A 15477-nucleotide genomic window follows, 5' to 3' on the forward strand; every position below is an offset into this window, starting at 1 on the left:
ACGATCGCGGGGATAGGGTGACCGCGTGAGCGAGGCGCGCACCGTCACGACCGCCGAGGTGGCGGCGCTGCTGCGCGTGCCGGGCCCTCACGACGACAAGTACTCGCGCGGCGTGCTCGGCATGATCACGGGCTCGACCCGCTACCCGGGCGCCGCGGTGCTCGGCGTCGAGGCGGCTCTGCGCACGGGCGTCGGCATGGTGCGCTACCTCGGCCCCGCGCGGGCCGCCGACCTCGTGCTGCAGCGGCGCCCCGAGGCGGTCACGGCCGAGGGACGCGTGCAGGCCTGGGTGCTGGGGTCGGGCATGGATGCGGGCGCGACGGCGGTCGGGGAGGGCCCCGATGCCGAGGCCGCCGAGCGGATGCGGGCGGCGCTCGCGAGCGGGCGTCCCCTGGTGATCGATGCGGGCGCCCTCGATGCCGTCAGCTCCGCACGCGGCCCCGCCATCATCACGCCGCACGCGCGCGAGCTCGCCCGCGTGATCGGCGGCGACCTCGCGGCCGTGCTCGCCGACCCGGAGCGTGCCGCACGGGCGGCCGCCGAGCAGCTCGGCGTGACCGTGCTGCTCAAGGGCCACGCGACCCACGTCGTGGCGCCGGGCGGGCCGCTGCTTGTCGCCCGTTCGGCGACCCCGTGGCTCGCGACGGCCGGGGCGGGGGATGCCCTCGCCGGCATCCTCGGAGCCCTCGTCGCGACGCACGCCGCCTCCGGGCCGGTTGATCCCGCGTTGCTCGCGCGGCTCGGGGCCGCCGCCGCCGTCGTGCACGGGCTCGCCGCCCAGCGCGCCTCGGCCGGAGGGCCCGTCACGGTGCTCGACGTGTGCGCCGCCGTGCCCGCGACGATCGCCGCGCTGCTGCGGGGGCGGGGCGACTGAGCGCGAGCATCCGTCGCAGTACGCTCGATCTCATGCCTGCGCCCGCCGACCGCCTGACGCGGGCCCGGCTCCTCATCACCACCGCCGCCGGCAGCGCAGTCAGCCTCTGGATCGCCTTCGCCGTCGTGCACCTGTGGCTCGGCTATCTGAACCTCTATGGCCCCGGCCTGCCGATGGGCGATGTCACCTACGTCTACCTGTTCTGGGTCGAGCGCGGCGTGCTCGGTGCCGAGTGGGTGGGCATCGACACCTCGTGGGTCTACCCGCTGCTGGCTCTCGCACCCATGCTCGCCGCCTACGTCTTCGGCCCCGACCTCTACGGCACGACGTGGCTGACGATCGTGATGATGCTCAACGCGGCGGCGCTCATCTCGATCATCGGGGTGCAGGAGCGCGCACAGCGCGCTTCGATCGCCTGGTGGTGGATGCTCTTCCTCGTGTTCGTCGGCCCCATCGCGCTCGGCCGCATCGACTCGATCACGGTGCCCGTCGCCCTCGTCGCTGTGATGCTCATCGCCGACCATCCGAAGTGGGGCGGCGCTCTGCTCGCCGTCGGCGCGTGGATCAAGGTGTGGCCCGCGGGCCTGCTGCTCGCCGCTCTCGTGGCTCTGCGCGCCCGCGGTGCGGTGCTCGCCTCGGCCGTGGCCGTGTCGATGCTGGTCGTCGCGACAGGCATCGCGCTCGGGGGCGCCTCGGCGCTGCTGACCCCCATCACCGAGCAGACCGGACGCGGCCTCCAGGTGGAGTCGCCCGTGTCGACCGTGTGGCTCTGGGCCGCGGCGGCGGGGGAGTGGTCGGCCCGTGTCTACTACGACCAGGGCATCCTCACGTGGCAGGTCGTCGGCGACGGCTCGCAGCTCCTCGCCGACTTCATGACGCCCGTGCTCGCGCTCGTCGTGCTGGTGATCGTCTCACTCGGCATCGTCGCGGCGCGGCGCGGGGTCGATGAGGTCGAGCTGTTCCCGGTGCTGGGTCTGGCGATCGTGATGGCGCTCATCACGGTGAACAAGGTCGGTTCGCCGCAGTTCGCCACCTGGATCGCCGTGCCGATCGTTCTCGGTCTCGCCTGGCGGGTGTGGGGCGGCGTGTCGTTCCGGGTTCCCGCGGTGCTCGCGCTCGTGGTCGCGGTGCTCACCCAGATCGTCTACCCGGTGCTCTACGGCTCGCTGCTCGCGCTCGACCCGCGCATGCTCGTCGTGCTGTCGGCGCGCAACCTGCTCTACGCCGCGCTTCTGGGCTGGGCGGTCTGGCAGCTCGTCAGGCTGTGCTCACGACCACGGGTCGTATCGTCGGAGGCCGCGGCCGACGCCGCCGCCGGTTCCGCGCCGGCCCCCGCTCAGGAAGGAGCATCCTCATGATCGTCGCGTTCTCGGTCGCCCCCTCGGGAGGGTCGTCGTCGGATTCGGTGCACGATGCGGTCGCCGCCGCCGTGCGAATCGTGCGCGAGTCGGGCCTGCCCAACCGCACGTCGTCGATGTTCACCGAGATCGAGGGGGAGTGGGACGAGGTGATGGATGTCGTCAAGCGCGCCACCCTCGCCGTGGCCGAGCACGGCACGCGGGTGTCGCTCGTGCTCAAGGCCGACTACCGCCCGGGTCATGTCGGCGAGCTCGACGGCAAGGTGCAGCGGCTCGAGGCCGCGCTCGAGGACCTCGTCGACGACTGAGCAATGTCGGTGGTCGATGGTGTGATTACCTCATGAACGCATCGGGGGTGCCCATCGACGAGTCGGTTCTCACCGCGGCGCGACCGTCGATCGAGTTCGCCGATTCGCTCGTCGACCTGCTGCAGGCCGCTGCCACCTTCGACAGGATCATCGCGACAGCACAGGCGATTCGCGCCGATGTGATCGACCGAGCGCGACAACTCTCGGAGCTGTCGACCCTGGCCGAGAGTGCTGAACTCAACCGGGGTGACTCGCCGTCGGCCCGGCGCCAGCTCGCCCACCGGGTGCTTGTGAGCGAGGTTGCCTGCGCCCTGCGGTTGCCAGAGCGCACCGCCGAGCGGCTCATCGCCGAGAGCGACATGCTCGTCACGCACCTCGGCGCGACCCATCGAGCTCTGGCGGACGGGTCGATCAGCTACCGCCACGCGCAAGTGATCATCGATGAAGCGCAGTCATTGCCTGACGGTGCCCGCTCTTCGTATGAACAGGCGGTGCTGCCTGCTGCCGCTCGGTTGACCGCGGCTCGCCTGCGTCCGCGTGCGCGCGCCGAGCGCGAGCGGTGCCACCCCGAGAGCATCGAGCACCGCGTCGAGAAGAGTCGTGCTGATCGTCACGTGCTCCTCGAGCCTGCCCACGACGGCATGGCGTGGCTCAGCGCGTTCCTGCCGGCTGCGCGCGCCAGTGCCATCTATGAGCGAATCACCAGCGTGGCGATGGGCATCAAGCGCAGCGCGGTCGACGACGACGATTCCCGCACTCTCGCGCAGCTCAGGGCTGACGTTCTGTCTGACCTCCTGGTCGATGGTGTCGTCGACGCGAGCGGATGCGGCACCGGGGTTCGCGCGACCGTCCACGTCACTGTTCCGGTCGAGCGGCTGCTCGGGGCGCGGCTGTCAGGCGAGTCGTCTGCACGCACGACGGCGACGTTCGTCCCTCAGGCCGAGCTCGAGGGGTACGGTCCGCTCGATGACGAGACTGCGCGAGAGCTCGCAGCGGGCGCGCCCTCCTTCGCCCGTCTCCTCCGCCATCCAGAGTCGGGTGCTGTGCTCTCGGTCGGCCGAGACCGCTACGCGGTGCCCGCTGACCTGGCGATGGCGCTGCGTGTTCGCGACCGCACCTGTCGGTTCCCGGGGTGCGGCCGCTCAGCGGCCCGGAGCGACATCGACCACACGGTCGACTGGCAGTACGGCGGAACGACCTCGATCGACAACCTCGCCCACCTGTGCCCGGCGCACCATCAACTGAAGCATCGCAGCGAGTGGCAGGTCTCCCAGCACGGTGGCGGAGTACTTCGATGGCGATCACCGAGCGGAACGACTTACGTCACGCTCGCGGAGGGCGGGCCCGTTCCTCCGTGACGGTGCGGGGCGAGGACCTCGCGGTGCCGCGGCGCGCCAATCTCCGGGTGCAGTGTCGCTGCGTCTCGCTGGCATCGAATCGATTCGATAGCCTGAGCATGAACCTGCCCGCGAAGACCCGCGGCTCAACCCCCTCTGCAACTCAGGAGTAGCCGTGAGCGTCTCGACCGCCAGCGTTCCGATCATCGACGAGGCGACCGCCGCGGCGTACGCGCGGGCGCAGCACGAGCACGACGAGGCGCACCGCCGCGCCCACGGCGGCGCCGAACGTCGCCCGCTGAGCCGCGGCCGCGTCTACGCGGCCCTGCTCGCCCTGGCGCTCGGCGGGTTCGGCATCGGCTCGACCGAGTTCGTGGCGATGGGCCTGCTGCCCGAGATCGCGCGCGACCTGCTACCCGGCCTCTACGCGGCGAACACCGAAGAGGCGATCGGGCAGTCGGGCTGGGTCATCACGGCCTACGCCCTCGGCGTCGTCGTGGGCGCGCCGACAATCGCGGCGTTCGCGGGCCGCGTGCCGCGTCGGCGCCTGCTGCTCTGGCTCGCGGCTGCCTTCACGCTCGGCACCATCGCCTCGGCCACCCTGCCGACGTTCGAGCTCGTCATCGCCGCGCGCTTCATGGCGGATCTGCCGCACGGGGCCTACTTCGGGGTGGCGGCGCTCGTCGCCGCGAGCCTCATGGGGCCGGGCAAGCGCGGTCAGGGGGTCGCCCTCGTGCTCAGCGGCCTCACGGTCGCGACCGTCATCGGCGTACCCCTCATCACCGCCATCGGGCAGGCCGCCGGCTGGCGCGCCGCCTACCTCGTCGTGGCCGCCCTGTTCGCGGCCACGTTCATCGCCGTGCGCATCCTCGTGCCCTGGCAGCCCGGTGATGCGAACTCGACGGTGCGCGGCGAGCTCGCCGCCTTCGGAAGCCTGCAGGTGTGGGTCGCCGTGGCGGTGGGCGCGATCGGGTTCGGCGGCTTCTTCGCCGTCTACAGCTACATCGCGCCCATGGTGACCGAGTCGGCGGGAAAGCCGGGCGGTGCCGTGCCCTGGGTGCTCGCGAGCACGGGCATCGGCCTCACGATCGGCAACATCATCGGCGGGCGCCTCGCCGACGCGGGCACGGCGCGCGCGATGTTCCTGGGCTTCGCCGGCCTGATCGGCTCGCTCGCCCTCCTCGGCCTCGCGGGCACGACCCCGGTCGGCCTGCTGCTCGCCGTCGGTGGCGTGCTGCTGGCGCTCGTGAGCGTCGCGCTCGAGCGCCGCGCGACGCTCGTCAGGTGAGGCCTGACGGTCGGGCAGGGCGGGTCTAGAGCCCGCCGCCGCCGCCGGGAGCATCCACGAGGATGCCATCGGAGATGGCCTGCTTGCGCAGCGCGACCTTCGTGCCCACGTCGATTCCCGCGATGCGGTACTTCTCGCGGATGCGCTTGAGGTAGCTCTTCGCCGTCTCCTCCGAGATGCCCAGCTGGTAGGCGACCGTCTTGACGGGCTCACCTGCCCCGTACAGAGCCATCACACGGCGCTCCTGCGCACTCAGACGCGGAGAGCCCCCGATGTCGGCGGCATTGAGCGCCAGGTCGAGCTCGGCCGAGATGAACGACTCTCCCGCGCGCGCGGCGCGGATGGCCTCGACGATCATGCCCGCATCCTCGCTCTTCACGAGGTAGCCGAGCGCGCCCGCGTTGAGCGCCTCGCGCACGACGTTGGGCTCGCTGTAGGTGCTCATGAGCACGACCCGCACGTTCATCGACTTGAGGGTCTGGATCTTGAGCGAGACGGGGATGTTGTCTTTCAGATCGAGATCGAGCAGCACGACGTCGACGGGGAAGGCGGGGTGCGAGAGGAGGTCGGGCCAGGCCGCGACCGCGGCGACCATCTCGATGTCGTCGGCCGCCTGGCGGATCCACTCGGTGAGTGCTCCGAGCAGCATCCGGTGGTCATCGACCAGGGCCAGTCGAATGGGCGATCCTTGCGCCATCGCGGTCACTCCTGCTCTCTCGCTGCTGTGCTGTGCGGTTCAGTGCTGATCGTTCAGTGCTGATCGTTCAGTGCTGGTCGCTCATTGCGGTCGAGCAGCATCGACAGGGTTGTCGACGCTGCAGTCGAGCACGATCACGACGGTGCCGCTCACGGTGCTGTCACTGTATCGCCCGACCCGGTCGAGGGCCTCCCACACACCGGAGTCGACGCGATTGCGTCGCAGACCGGTGACCTCGATGCGCACGGGCACGACGAGGCGCCCGCCCGCCGCCGCTCTGTTCGGATCAAGCGGTCCGAGGGCGACCGTCACCGTGCGGGTGGGGGATGCTCCGGCCGGGTCCGCCGCCAGCAGCCACAGCGCCGCGAGCAGAGAGTCGCGCTGCACGTCGTCGAGCAGGCCCGCGAGTGTGCCGGGGTCGCTCACGGTCACGCGGCGGCCCAGGTGCTCCGACTCGCTGATCGCGTGGAACAGCCAGGTCTCCCGCCGGCCCTCGATGAGATGCAGGCGCAGCTCGGTGGCGAGGGTGGATGCGCGCGATGAGAACGCAGGCGGCAGCGGGAGCGGCGCGCCCCCCGTCGCCACCGCCTCGAGCAGTTCTTCGGCGTCGAGGTCGAGGCGGGCGAGCTCTTCGCTCGCGAGCATGCCGACGGCGAGACGCGGCGCGGTGACCGTCGACTGCACGAGCACGCGGTCGAGCTCGCGCTTGAGCATCCGCTCGAAGCCGCTGACCAGCAGCACGCCCGTGATGCCCGGCCCGACTGCGAGCGCCACCGTCACCACCTGCGAGGGGATCGTCACGGGGGTGAGCGGCGTGGAGACGAGGATCGCGACGACGAAGGCGACGCCGAGCACGGCCGTCGCCAGCAGCACCTCCCACCGCGAGCGCAGCGTGACGATGACGAGCAGCACGAAACCGGCCGAGACGGAGGCCGTGGCGTTGCGCCCGATGTCGCCGAGCGGGGCGATGGCGACGAAGTCGAGCCATACGACGGCGGCGAGCGCGGCGAGGAAGACGGCGTAGAGCCAATCGGGCAGGCGTTCGCCGCTGGCGGAGATGGTGATGGTGAGGCCGAGGAAGGTCACCATGAGCAGCAGCCACGCGCCGGCGACCGGCAGCACCGACGGGTAGGCGTCGATGCGCGAGAGGAAGAGCGAGATGCCGAGCATCGACTGCAGCGCCGCGATGATGGCGACGCCGATGCCGAGGAATCCCGAGCCGAGGGCAGAGGCGTGGGTCGAGGTGGGGCTGCCGCGCCGCGTCGACGATCGCGCGCCGGCTGGTCGCACGAGACCGCCGAGCGTGCTCTCCTCCGGCGGGGTGTATCGGCCCGTCATCGCGGCACCTCGAGAATGACGGTGGTTCCGGCACCGGGCGTCGAGAACACTCTCGCGTTGCCGCCCACGTCGCGCAGGCGGGCCACGATCGACTCGGTGAAGCCGAGGCGCTCGGCCGCGACCGCGGTCGGATCGAACCCGACACCCGCGTCGGTGACGACGGCGCGCAGCACGTCGTCGCCCTGGGTGATCGTGACGTCGGCCTCGTCGACTCCAGCGTGGCGCCGCACGTTCTCGAGGCACTCGGCGAGGGCGAGCAGGAAGGCGTCGAGCACATCGCTCGGCAGCAGCACCTGCCCGCTGCCGTGCCAGCGCACCGAGAGGCCCATGCGCAAGAACCGCTGCTTGACCGACTCGAGCGTCGTGCCGAGCGGGGTCTCGGCCACCGGCTCGAGGCTGTAGGTGCCGGAGAACTGGGGCATGGGGGTCGAGCCGAGGCGCAGCTGGCGCAGCAGCCGCGCGTCTTCGGCGGCCTGCTGCCGCAGGGCGTCAGCGCTCACGCCCACGCCCGAGTGGGCGAGCAGCGTCAAGGTGGCGAGCACGGTGTCGTGCAGCAGGCGCGCGCTCTGGCGGCGCTGCGCCTCGGTCTCGCTCGCCTGCCTCTCGAGGTGATGGGCCCGGCCGATGTTCTCGATGCGCTGCACGGCGCGCTGCACCCCGACGGTCACCCAGAGGCCGATGATGAGCGTGATGACCCAGCCCGCGAGCGTCGCGATCGCGGAGGTCGACACGAGTCCGCTCGTGGGGCCGGCGGTGGCGACCAGCAGGCTGCTGGTGAGTGTGCCCCCGGCCCACAGCACCCAGCGTCCGGTGCCCTCGCTCAGCACCATGCCGACTGCTCCGAGCCCTGCCGCACCGAGCGGCGCGAGCGAGGTCGAGAGCGCGAGCGAGGTCGACTGGCCCCACGGCAGCTGCGCGAGGGCGAGGGCGCCGCAGCCCAGCACGATCGTGAGGGCCACCCAGCCGATGTGGCCGCTGCGGCCCACCATGATCAGCGCTCCGGCCTGACCGGCGAGCAGGATCAGCACGGAAGGGAGCAGGTCGGGGTCGACGATGCCGGGCAGCGAGAGGCAGAAGGCCGCGAGCACGACGCCGCTGAGCCCGAACGCACGGGCCGCCGATTGGAGCAGCCGACGCCGCTCCTTCTCGATCAGGTCCATGCCGCTCAGTCTGTCACCCGACAGGCGCACAACCTCAGAGGCCGCACGCGCGCCCGAACGCGTCGTACAGCGCGGCGCGGGTGGCCGGATCAGCGGCGATCGTCACGGTGCCCGGCTCGCCGTCGAGCTGCACGTCGAGCCGGAACAGCGTGCCCTGCTTGTCATCGGCGAGCGCGTGCGTATCGCACCGCGCGGGGGTCAGGAGCAGCGGGATGCTCAGCGCGACCGGCCCGTCTGTCGCAGCCCTCGTCGGTCCGGTGCCCGAGAGCGTCGCGCTCGTCACCCGCGCACCGCTCGCCGGTTCGACGAGCGAGAACAGCACGGTGCCGTTCAGGGCCTCCAGCTCGAGCCCGGGTTCGAGCGTCTCGACCTCGAGCCGCAGCCCGATGAGGGCGCCGTCGTCTCTCGACGGGTCGTGGCGCACGGCGATCGTCGCCCGTTCGGCCACGGCCGCGGTGAGGCACTCGGCGGCGATCCAGTCGGCCCACTGACCCAGCCGATCGGTCGTCGGAACCCGCAGGTCGGCTGTGCTGCCGTCGGCGAGCACGACGGTGAGCACCGCACCGGGAGGGTCGGTGCTCACTGCCGGGCACGCCGCGGCCGTGAGCGTCATCGCGAGGTCGCGTGTCTGACCGGGGCCGATCTCGCTCTCATGGTCGCGCTCGATCGGGGCGGCGAGCGCGGGGGAGTCGAGCACAGCGCGCACGATCGTGAGCGGTGCGGCGCCGTCGTTGCGCACCGCGAGCTGGATGCCGCCGCGCGCCGGGTCGATGCGCGAGCGGTACACGTCGGCGACGACGGTGACGTCGGCGGCGCTCGCGGGTGCGGAGAGGGGGGAGTGAGGCGTGCCGGGAGCCTCGGCGGAGCATCCGGTCGCCGTCAGCGCGAGGGTGAGCGCGACCACCGTCACGAGCCGGGTGCGCAGCCCTCGAGTCACGGCTCAGTCGGCGAGCAGCGCCGCGAGGTGCGGCCCCACCAGCTCGTCTTCGATGAGGAAGGCGTCGTGCCCGAAAGGCGACGAGATGACGACGGCCTCGGGCCCGTGGATGGTGGAGGGGAGGTGCGCGGCGAGCGCCTGCTGCTGCTCGACGGGGAACAGCCGGTCGCTGTCGATTCCGAGCACGAGAGTGCGGGCGGTCACGGCGCTGAGCGCCTCGGCGAGCGTGCCGCGGCCGCGCGTGATGTCGTGCGAGTTCATGGCCTCGACGAGCGTCACGTAGCTGTTCGCGTCGAATCGGCGGGTGAACTTGTTGCCGTGGAAGTCGAGGTAGCTCTCCACGGCGAAGCGCCCGCCTCGACCGAGCGGGTCGAGCACGCCCTGCCACGACCGTTCGAAGCGCTCGTTGAGCTCGCTCGGCGAGCGGTAGTTGAGCAGCGCCATGCGCCGAGCGAGCGCGAGGCCGCGGTACGGCCCTTCGGGCTCGTCGTAGTAGTCGCCGTCGCGGAACAGCGGATCCATCCGGATCGCCTCGAGCTGCACCGAATTGAGCGCGATCTGGTCGGCGCTCGAGACGGCGGGCGCGGCGAGCACCGCGAGCCGGTCGACGCGATGGGGATGCTGCACCGCCCATTCGAGCGCGTGCATGCCGCCCATCGACCCGCCGATGACGGCGGCGAACCGATCGATGCCGAGGGCGTCGGCGAGCGCGACCTGCGCCGCGACCTGGTCGCGGATCGTCAGGTAGGGGAACCGCGAGCCCCATTCGGTGCCGTCGGGAGCGAACGAGGCGGGGCCCGTCGAGCCCTGGCAGCCGCCGAGCATGTTGGGGGCGATGACGAACCAGCGGCCGGTGTCGATCGCCGCACCGGGGCCGACGATGCCGCCCCACCACCCGGCGGTGGGATGCCCCGGGCCGGGCCGCCCGACGACGTGGCTGTCGCCCGTGAGGGCGTGCACGACGAGCACCGCGTTGTCGCGGGCATCGTTCAGCGTGCCCCACGTCTCGTAGGCGAGCCGCGCGTGCGGCAACGTGGATCCCGATTCGAGCGCGATCGAGCCGACGGGCTGGAACAGTCGATCTCCCGGCGCATCGCCCTCTCGCCAGGCGCCCGTCGTTGGGGGAGTGCCCAGCATCGAGCGCCGGTTGGCCTCGGTGATGAACGCCGAGGGCACCGTGTCTTCGCTCGTCTGCCAGTCCATGCTGCGCCCATTCTCTCGCAGACGCGACTGCGCCCCCGCCACGTGCTGTTGGGGGCACAGCACGGCGGGGGCGCACGACGAGGTGAGCGCTAGACCGCCGCGTTGGCCGCGACGACCGCGCGCGCGGCGGTGAAGCCCGCCTCGAGGTCGGCGATGATGTCGTCGATGTTCTCGAGGCCGACGGAGAGGCGCACGAGGCCGGGCGTGACACCGCTCGTGAGCTGCTGCTCGGGCGTCAGCTGAGAGTGCGTCGTCGAGGCCGGGTGGATGATGAGGCTGCGCACGTCACCGATGTTGGCGACGTGGCTGAAGAGCTCGACGGAGTCGACGAGCGCGCGCCCAGCATCCACGCCGCCCTTCAGCTCGAACGAGAGCACGGCGCCCACGCCCTTCGGCGCGTACTTCTGGCCAGCCGCGTACCAGGGGCTCGAGGGCAGACCCGAGTAGCTGACGCTCGCGACGTCGGGGTGCGACTCGAGCCAGCGCGCGACGGTCTCGGCGTTCTGCACGTGGCGCTCGATGCGCAGACTCAGCGTCTCGATGCCCTGGATGAGCTGCCAGGCGTTGTCGGGCGAGATGGCCGCACCGATGTCGCGCAGCAGCTGCACGCGCGCCTTGATGATGTACGCGATGCCGTCGCCGAGCACGCCCGTGTAGCTCGCCCCGTGGTACGAGGGGTCGGGCTCGGTGAGCCCGGGGAACTTCTCGACGTTCTGCGACCAGGCGAACTTTCCGCCATCGACGATGACGCCGCCGAGCACCGTGCCGTGGCCGCCGAGGAACTTGGTGGCGGAGTGCACGACAATGTCGGCACCGTGCTCGAGCGGGCGCACGAGATAGGGGGTGGCGATCGTGTTGTCGACGATGAGCGGCAGGCCGTGGGCGTGCGCGACCTCGGCGACGGCCGAGATGTCGAGGATGTTGACCTTGGGGTTGCCGATCGTCTCGCCGAACAGCAGCTTCGTGTTGGGGCGGATGGCGGCGGCCCACGCCGCGGCGTCGTCTTGGTTCTCGACGAAGGTCACCTCGATGCCGAGCTTCGCGAGCGTGTAGGTGAAGAGGTTGTAGGTGCCGCCGTAGATCGACGACGACGACACGATGTGGTCGCCCGACTGCGCGATGTTGAGCACGGCGTAGGTCGTCGCCGCCTGACCCGACGACAGCAGCAGGGCCGCCGTGCCGCCCTCGAGCGCGGCGATGCGCTGCTCGACGACGTCTTGCGTGGGGTTCTGGATGCGCGTGTAGATGTTGCCGAACTCGGCGAGCGCGAACAGGTTCTTGGCGTGCTGCGCGTCGTTGAAGGTGTAGGCCGTGGTGCGATAGACGGGCGTCGCTCGCGCATTGGTGACCGGGTCGGGCTGCGCGCCCGCGTGGATCTGCAGGGTCTCGAACTTCCAGCTGGCGGTCATGGGGGTCTCCTCGTGGGTCGGTGGAACGCCTCGAACGGTACGCACCCGCGCGCGGCGCGGCAACGCCCGCCGACACACGCCGTAATCTGCTCGCCCGCTCAGCCCTCGCGGTCGCGCCGAGAGCCGGTGGGGTCGACGCGCGAGGGCGCGACGCGCATGGGCCCCGTGCGCGTCTCGAGATCGGGCCGGAACAGCCAGCGCGGCCGCGGTTCGACGAGGGGCCGGAACAGCCGCCGCACGGGCCGGCTGGCGAGCCCGATCGTGATGAGCAACGAGAGCGCGATGAGGCCGACGAGCCACGGCCAGTCCGATCGGTCATCGCCGCCCACGACGCCGCTCTCGCGGAGGGGGTAGAGCACGAAGCTGTGCAGCAGGTACACGTACATCGTCGCCTGCCCGAGGGGGGTCACGGCCGTCTGCCGCCGGGGCACGAGCACGAGCACGGCGGCGGAGAGCAGCACCGCGAGCGCGATGAGCGCGAGCCGCACGAGCCCGGCCCACCAGGCGTCCTGCCCCAGATCGCGGTACGCGTCGTCATAGAAGAACCAGAAGCGCAGGTCGATCTCGCGCCACAGGTCGATGAAGACGATGAGCACGGCGAGCCACGATGCGAGCACGACGACCGCGATCGACCGCACGAGGCGGGCAGGGGGATCGGCGAGCCGCCAGCGGTCGACGAGCCCCCACTCGTGCAGCTTCCAGCCGAGCACGAAGAACGGCAGGATGCCGATGGCCCGCGAGAGCGAGAAGGTCGAGTCGACGTTGCTGAAGTAGCCGACACCCACCGACAGTGCGATCGCCCAGGCGAGCGGCCAGCGCACGAGCGCGAGGTAGGGCAGCACGAGCCGGAAGATGCCGAGAGCGAGCAGGAACCAGAGGGTCCACGACGGCTGCGTCGGGTTGACCGACCAGTTGCCTTCGACGATCGCCTGCACCGCCGTCCAGATGGTCTCGAAGATCACGTAGGGGATGACGATGTCGGTGATCACCCGCCGCATCCGTCGCTCGTTCGGCGGCCCCGGGCGCGAGAAGTACCCGCTGATGAGTGCGAAGAGGGGCATGTGGAACGCGTAGATGAACAGGTAGGTCACGAGCGCCGCATCCGAGTCGGCGATCAGCCGCTGGATCGCGTGCCCGGTGACGACGAGGGCGATCGCGACGAAGCGCGCCGTATCCCAGAGCGGCACGCGCGAGCGCGCCGAAACCGTTCCCCCCATCCCTCCAGGCTAGCTCGGCCTCGCGCCGGGTAGCGTGGGAGCATGACCCCCTTGACAGCAGTCGTGACCGGTGCCAGCTCAGGAATCGGTGAGGCGACCGCTCGTCTGCTGCGCGAGCACGGCTGGCGCGTCGTGGCCGTCGCGCGCCGCGCTGACCGGCTCGCGGTGCTCGCCGCCGAGACCGGCTGCGAGACGGTCGTGGCCGATCTGACCGACGCGGCGGCGGTGGATGCCCTGCGCGAGCACATCGCGGCGACCGGTCCGATCCACGCCATCGTCAACGTCGCGGGCGGCGCGCTCGGCACCGACACGGTGGAGTCGGCCGACGCCGCCGACTGGATGCGGATGTTCGACATCAACGTGCTGAGCGCGCAGCGGGTCATCAGCGCTCTGCTGCCCGCCCTGCGCGCAGGAGCCCGCGAGCGCGGGGTCGGCGACATCCTGGCCATCACCTCGACGGCCGGCCAGATCGCCTACGAGACGGGCGGCGGCTACAACGCCGCCAAGTTCGCGTTGCGCGGCATGATGCACGCTCTGCGTCTCGAGCTGGCGGGCGAGCCGCTGCGCGTGATGCAGGTCGCGCCGGGCATGGTGCGCACCGACGAGTTCGCGCTCAACCGCTTCGGCGGCGATGCGGGCAAGGTCGACGCCCTCTACGCAGGGGTCGAGCATCCCCTCACGGCGCATGACATCGCCGAGCTCGTCGTGCACGCGATCGAGGCCCCCGCTCACGTCAACATCGACGAGCTGACGGTGCGCCCGGTGGCGCAGGCCGCGCAGCACAAGCTCATCCGCCAGCCTCTCCTGGTGCGCGAGGACTGAGCGCGCTCGCGCTACTGCGGCGCGACCGGCACCGCGTCGTCGGCGGCGACGTCGCCGAAGGCGAGCCGCGGCACGAACACGAGCGAGACGGCGGCGACGAGCGCAGACCCGCCGCAGATCGCGAACACGATGAGGTAGCCGAGCAGGCTCGACGCCGTCTCGGTGACCACCTGGCCGGCCGCGAGTACGAGCACGACGGCGAAGACCGCGCTCGCGAACGCTCCGCCGATCGTCTTGGTGGTGTTGGTGAGCCCGGTGGCGATGCCCGTCTGGCCCAGCGGTGCCGCGGCGGCTGCGGCGGCCGGCAGGGCGGCCACTAGGGCGCCCGAGCCGATGCCGGCGACGACCATGTTGAGGGTGACCCCGACCGCGGTGGCGTTGTTGACGAGGAAGGCGAGGTAGCCGAGCCCGACGGTGATCGAGGCGGCGATGAGCGCGAACCGCGGCGTGAACCGGCGCGAGACGAGCGGGAAGAGCAGGGCGCCGATGATCATGGCGATGAGGTAGGCGCCGATGATGTACGAGCGCTCGGCCGCGTCGAGGCCGAGCCCGAAGCCGTTGGCCGGGTCGGTGCCGGCGAAGGTGCTCAAGGGGGCCTGTGCGCCCAGGATGCTGATGCCGACGAGGCCTGCCGTCAGCTGCACGGGCCACATGCTCGGCTGCCGCAGCACGCGCAGGTCGATCGCCGGGTCGGGGTGCTTCAGCACCCACCGGCCGAAGGGGTAGAGCAGCAGCAGGCCGACCACCATGAGCCCATAGACCCACCAGGTGGCGGGGCCGTTGATGCGCAGGAACGTGAGGCCCGAGGTCACGGTGAGCAGCGCGATGGTCAGCAGGATGAACCCGATGGTGTCGAGTCGGCGCCCCGGCTGCGGGGTTGACTCCGGCACACCGAAGAGGATGACGAAGAAGGCCACGGTGACCGCGATGGCCGGGATCGAGAGCGTGAGCATGACGTTCTCGTTGAACGCCGCGAAGACGCGGGCGCCCCCGAGAGCACCGACGATCGCGCCGGCTTCGAGGGCGACGACGAGGTAGCCCGCGGCGCGACGGGTCTGCGAGGCGCCCGTGTCGCTGCGCCGACCGCGGTCGAAGATGAGGGCGACCTCGAGCGGCAGCCAGACGACGTAGAAGCCCTGCAGGGCCCACGCGACGAGGAAGACCCAGAACGAGTCGGCGAACACGAGCCACCAGCTGGCGCCCGCCGTCAGCACGGTCGAGATCAGCAGCACCTTCTTGTGCCCGATCATGTCGCCGAGCTTGGCGAGCACGGGCACGACGAGCGCGCTCAGCAGCAGTTGCGCGGCTTCGAACCAGTTGAAGTCGGCGTCGCGGATTCCGAGGTACTCGACGAGATCGCTGATGAGCGGCACGTAGTAGCCCTGCAGCACGCCGCTGACGAACTCGACGAAGAACAGGTAGCCGACGAGGCCCATCGTGATGGCGCCCGCCTTCCCATGCAGGGGGGAGGGGGCTGCGGACGAGACGCTCGCGGGCTCGGTCATTCCGCGATGCTAGCGCGCGGGCGG

General features: G+C 71.3%; 14 protein-coding genes. 6 read left to right on the top strand and 8 right to left on the bottom strand.

Features of this window, described 5'->3' with window-relative positions:
• The first annotated feature begins 25 nt into the window (after positions 1–25).
• The 5 genes from ACTIE9_RS00710 to ACTIE9_RS00730 all read left to right on the top strand — a co-directional run bounded on the left by ACTIE9_RS00710 (position 26) and on the right by ACTIE9_RS00730 (position 5165).
• The gene (locus ACTIE9_RS00710; RefSeq protein ID WP_439563648.1) at positions 26–874 is read left to right on the top strand and encodes an ADP-dependent NAD(P)H-hydrate dehydratase; all 849 of its coding nucleotides are present in this window, start codon (positions 26–28) and stop codon (positions 872–874) included.
• A gap of 32 nt (positions 875–906) precedes the next feature.
• Positions 907–2232, top strand: coding sequence for a glycosyltransferase 87 family protein (locus tag ACTIE9_RS00715; RefSeq protein WP_439563649.1), 1326 nt, complete (start codon positions 907–909; stop codon positions 2230–2232).
• Positions 2229–2540: a thiamine-binding protein gene (locus ACTIE9_RS00720; RefSeq protein ID WP_439563650.1), complete on the top strand. Its 312-nt coding sequence runs from the start codon at positions 2229–2231 to the stop codon at positions 2538–2540. The genes ACTIE9_RS00715 and ACTIE9_RS00720 overlap by 4 nt, the downstream gene beginning before the upstream one ends.
• 32 nt (positions 2541–2572) lie before the next feature.
• Positions 2573–3898: a DUF222 domain-containing protein gene (locus tag ACTIE9_RS00725; protein WP_439563651.1), complete on the top strand. Its 1326-nt coding sequence runs from the start codon at positions 2573–2575 to the stop codon at positions 3896–3898.
• Between the two features lie 154 nt (positions 3899–4052).
• The gene (locus ACTIE9_RS00730; protein ID WP_439563652.1) at positions 4053–5165 is read left to right on the top strand and encodes an MFS transporter; all 1113 of its coding nucleotides are present in this window, start codon (positions 4053–4055) and stop codon (positions 5163–5165) included.
• 25 nt (positions 5166–5190) lie between these two features.
• Here ACTIE9_RS00730 and ACTIE9_RS00735 read toward each other — a convergent pair whose 3' ends face one another.
• The 7 genes from ACTIE9_RS00735 to ACTIE9_RS00765 all read right to left on the bottom strand — a co-directional run bounded on the left by ACTIE9_RS00735 (position 5191) and on the right by ACTIE9_RS00765 (position 13126).
• On the bottom strand, positions 5191–5862 hold the full coding sequence (locus ACTIE9_RS00735) for a response regulator (RefSeq protein ID WP_439563653.1): 672 nt from the start codon (positions 5860–5862) through the stop codon (positions 5191–5193).
• 81 nt (positions 5863–5943) lie between these two features.
• A complete protein-coding gene (locus ACTIE9_RS00740; RefSeq protein WP_439563654.1) occupies positions 5944–7200 on the bottom strand; it encodes a hypothetical protein in 1257 nt (418 codons plus the stop codon).
• Positions 7197–8360, bottom strand: a complete 1164-nt coding sequence (locus tag ACTIE9_RS00745; RefSeq protein WP_439563655.1) for a sensor histidine kinase — start codon at positions 8358–8360, stop codon at positions 7197–7199. The genes ACTIE9_RS00740 and ACTIE9_RS00745 overlap by 4 nt, the downstream gene beginning before the upstream one ends.
• A 34-nt stretch (positions 8361–8394) precedes the next feature.
• Positions 8395–9297, bottom strand: coding sequence for a hypothetical protein (locus ACTIE9_RS00750; protein ID WP_439563656.1), 903 nt, complete (start codon positions 9295–9297; stop codon positions 8395–8397).
• A 3-nt stretch (positions 9298–9300) separates the two neighbouring features.
• Positions 9301–10500: a homoserine O-acetyltransferase MetX gene (gene metX, locus ACTIE9_RS00755; RefSeq protein ID WP_439563657.1), complete on the bottom strand. Its 1200-nt coding sequence runs from the start codon at positions 10498–10500 to the stop codon at positions 9301–9303.
• Between the two features lie 89 nt (positions 10501–10589).
• Entirely contained in the window at positions 10590–11954 is a 1365-nt protein-coding gene (locus ACTIE9_RS00760; RefSeq protein ID WP_439563658.1) for a bifunctional o-acetylhomoserine/o-acetylserine sulfhydrylase, read from the bottom strand.
• 53 nt (positions 11955–12007) lie between these two features.
• The gene (locus ACTIE9_RS00765; protein ID WP_439563659.1) at positions 12008–13126 is read right to left on the bottom strand and encodes an acyltransferase family protein; all 1119 of its coding nucleotides are present in this window, start codon (positions 13124–13126) and stop codon (positions 12008–12010) included.
• A gap of 42 nt (positions 13127–13168) precedes the next feature.
• Here ACTIE9_RS00765 and ACTIE9_RS00770 point away from each other — a divergent pair, with 42 nt between their 5' ends.
• Positions 13169–13948: an SDR family oxidoreductase gene (locus tag ACTIE9_RS00770; protein ID WP_439563660.1), complete on the top strand. Its 780-nt coding sequence runs from the start codon at positions 13169–13171 to the stop codon at positions 13946–13948.
• A gap of 11 nt (positions 13949–13959) precedes the next feature.
• Here the strand turns inward: ACTIE9_RS00770 and ACTIE9_RS00775 are convergent, their stop codons facing one another.
• The gene (locus ACTIE9_RS00775) at positions 13960–15453 is read right to left on the bottom strand and encodes an MFS transporter (protein ID WP_439563661.1); all 1494 of its coding nucleotides are present in this window, start codon (positions 15451–15453) and stop codon (positions 13960–13962) included.
• Between the last annotated feature and the right edge of the window lie 24 nt (positions 15454–15477).

Origin of the sequence: Microcella sp. (assembly GCF_051860105.1) — a bacterium.
In the GTDB taxonomy this organism is placed as follows: domain Bacteria; phylum Actinomycetota; class Actinomycetes; order Actinomycetales; family Microbacteriaceae; genus Microcella.

Bases quoted from the DNA above. Each gene is read 5' to 3' on its own strand.
- ACTIE9_RS00715 (WP_439563649.1), top strand. From the start codon at position 907: ATGCCTGCGCCCGCCGACCGCCTGACGCGGGCCCGGCTCCTCATCACC.
- ACTIE9_RS00720 (WP_439563650.1), top strand. From the start codon at position 2,229: ATGATCGTCGCGTTCTCGGTCGCCCCCTCGGGAGGGTCGTCGTCGGAT.
- ACTIE9_RS00725 (WP_439563651.1), top strand. From the start codon at position 2,573: ATGAACGCATCGGGGGTGCCCATCGACGAGTCGGTTCTCACCGCGGCG.
- ACTIE9_RS00735 (WP_439563653.1), bottom strand. From the start codon at position 5,862: ATGGCGCAAGGATCGCCCATTCGACTGGCCCTGGTCGATGACCACCGG.
- ACTIE9_RS00740 (WP_439563654.1), bottom strand. From the start codon at position 7,200: ATGACGGGCCGATACACCCCGCCGGAGGAGAGCACGCTCGGCGGTCTC.
- ACTIE9_RS00745 (WP_439563655.1), bottom strand. From the start codon at position 8,360: ATGGACCTGATCGAGAAGGAGCGGCGTCGGCTGCTCCAATCGGCGGCC.
- metX (WP_439563657.1), bottom strand. From the start codon at position 10,500: ATGGACTGGCAGACGAGCGAAGACACGGTGCCCTCGGCGTTCATCACC.
- ACTIE9_RS00765 (WP_439563659.1), bottom strand. From the start codon at position 13,126: ATGGGGGGAACGGTTTCGGCGCGCTCGCGCGTGCCGCTCTGGGATACG.
- ACTIE9_RS00770 (WP_439563660.1), top strand. From the start codon at position 13,169: ATGACCCCCTTGACAGCAGTCGTGACCGGTGCCAGCTCAGGAATCGGT.
- ACTIE9_RS00775 (WP_439563661.1), bottom strand. From the start codon at position 15,453: ATGACCGAGCCCGCGAGCGTCTCGTCCGCAGCCCCCTCCCCCCTGCAT.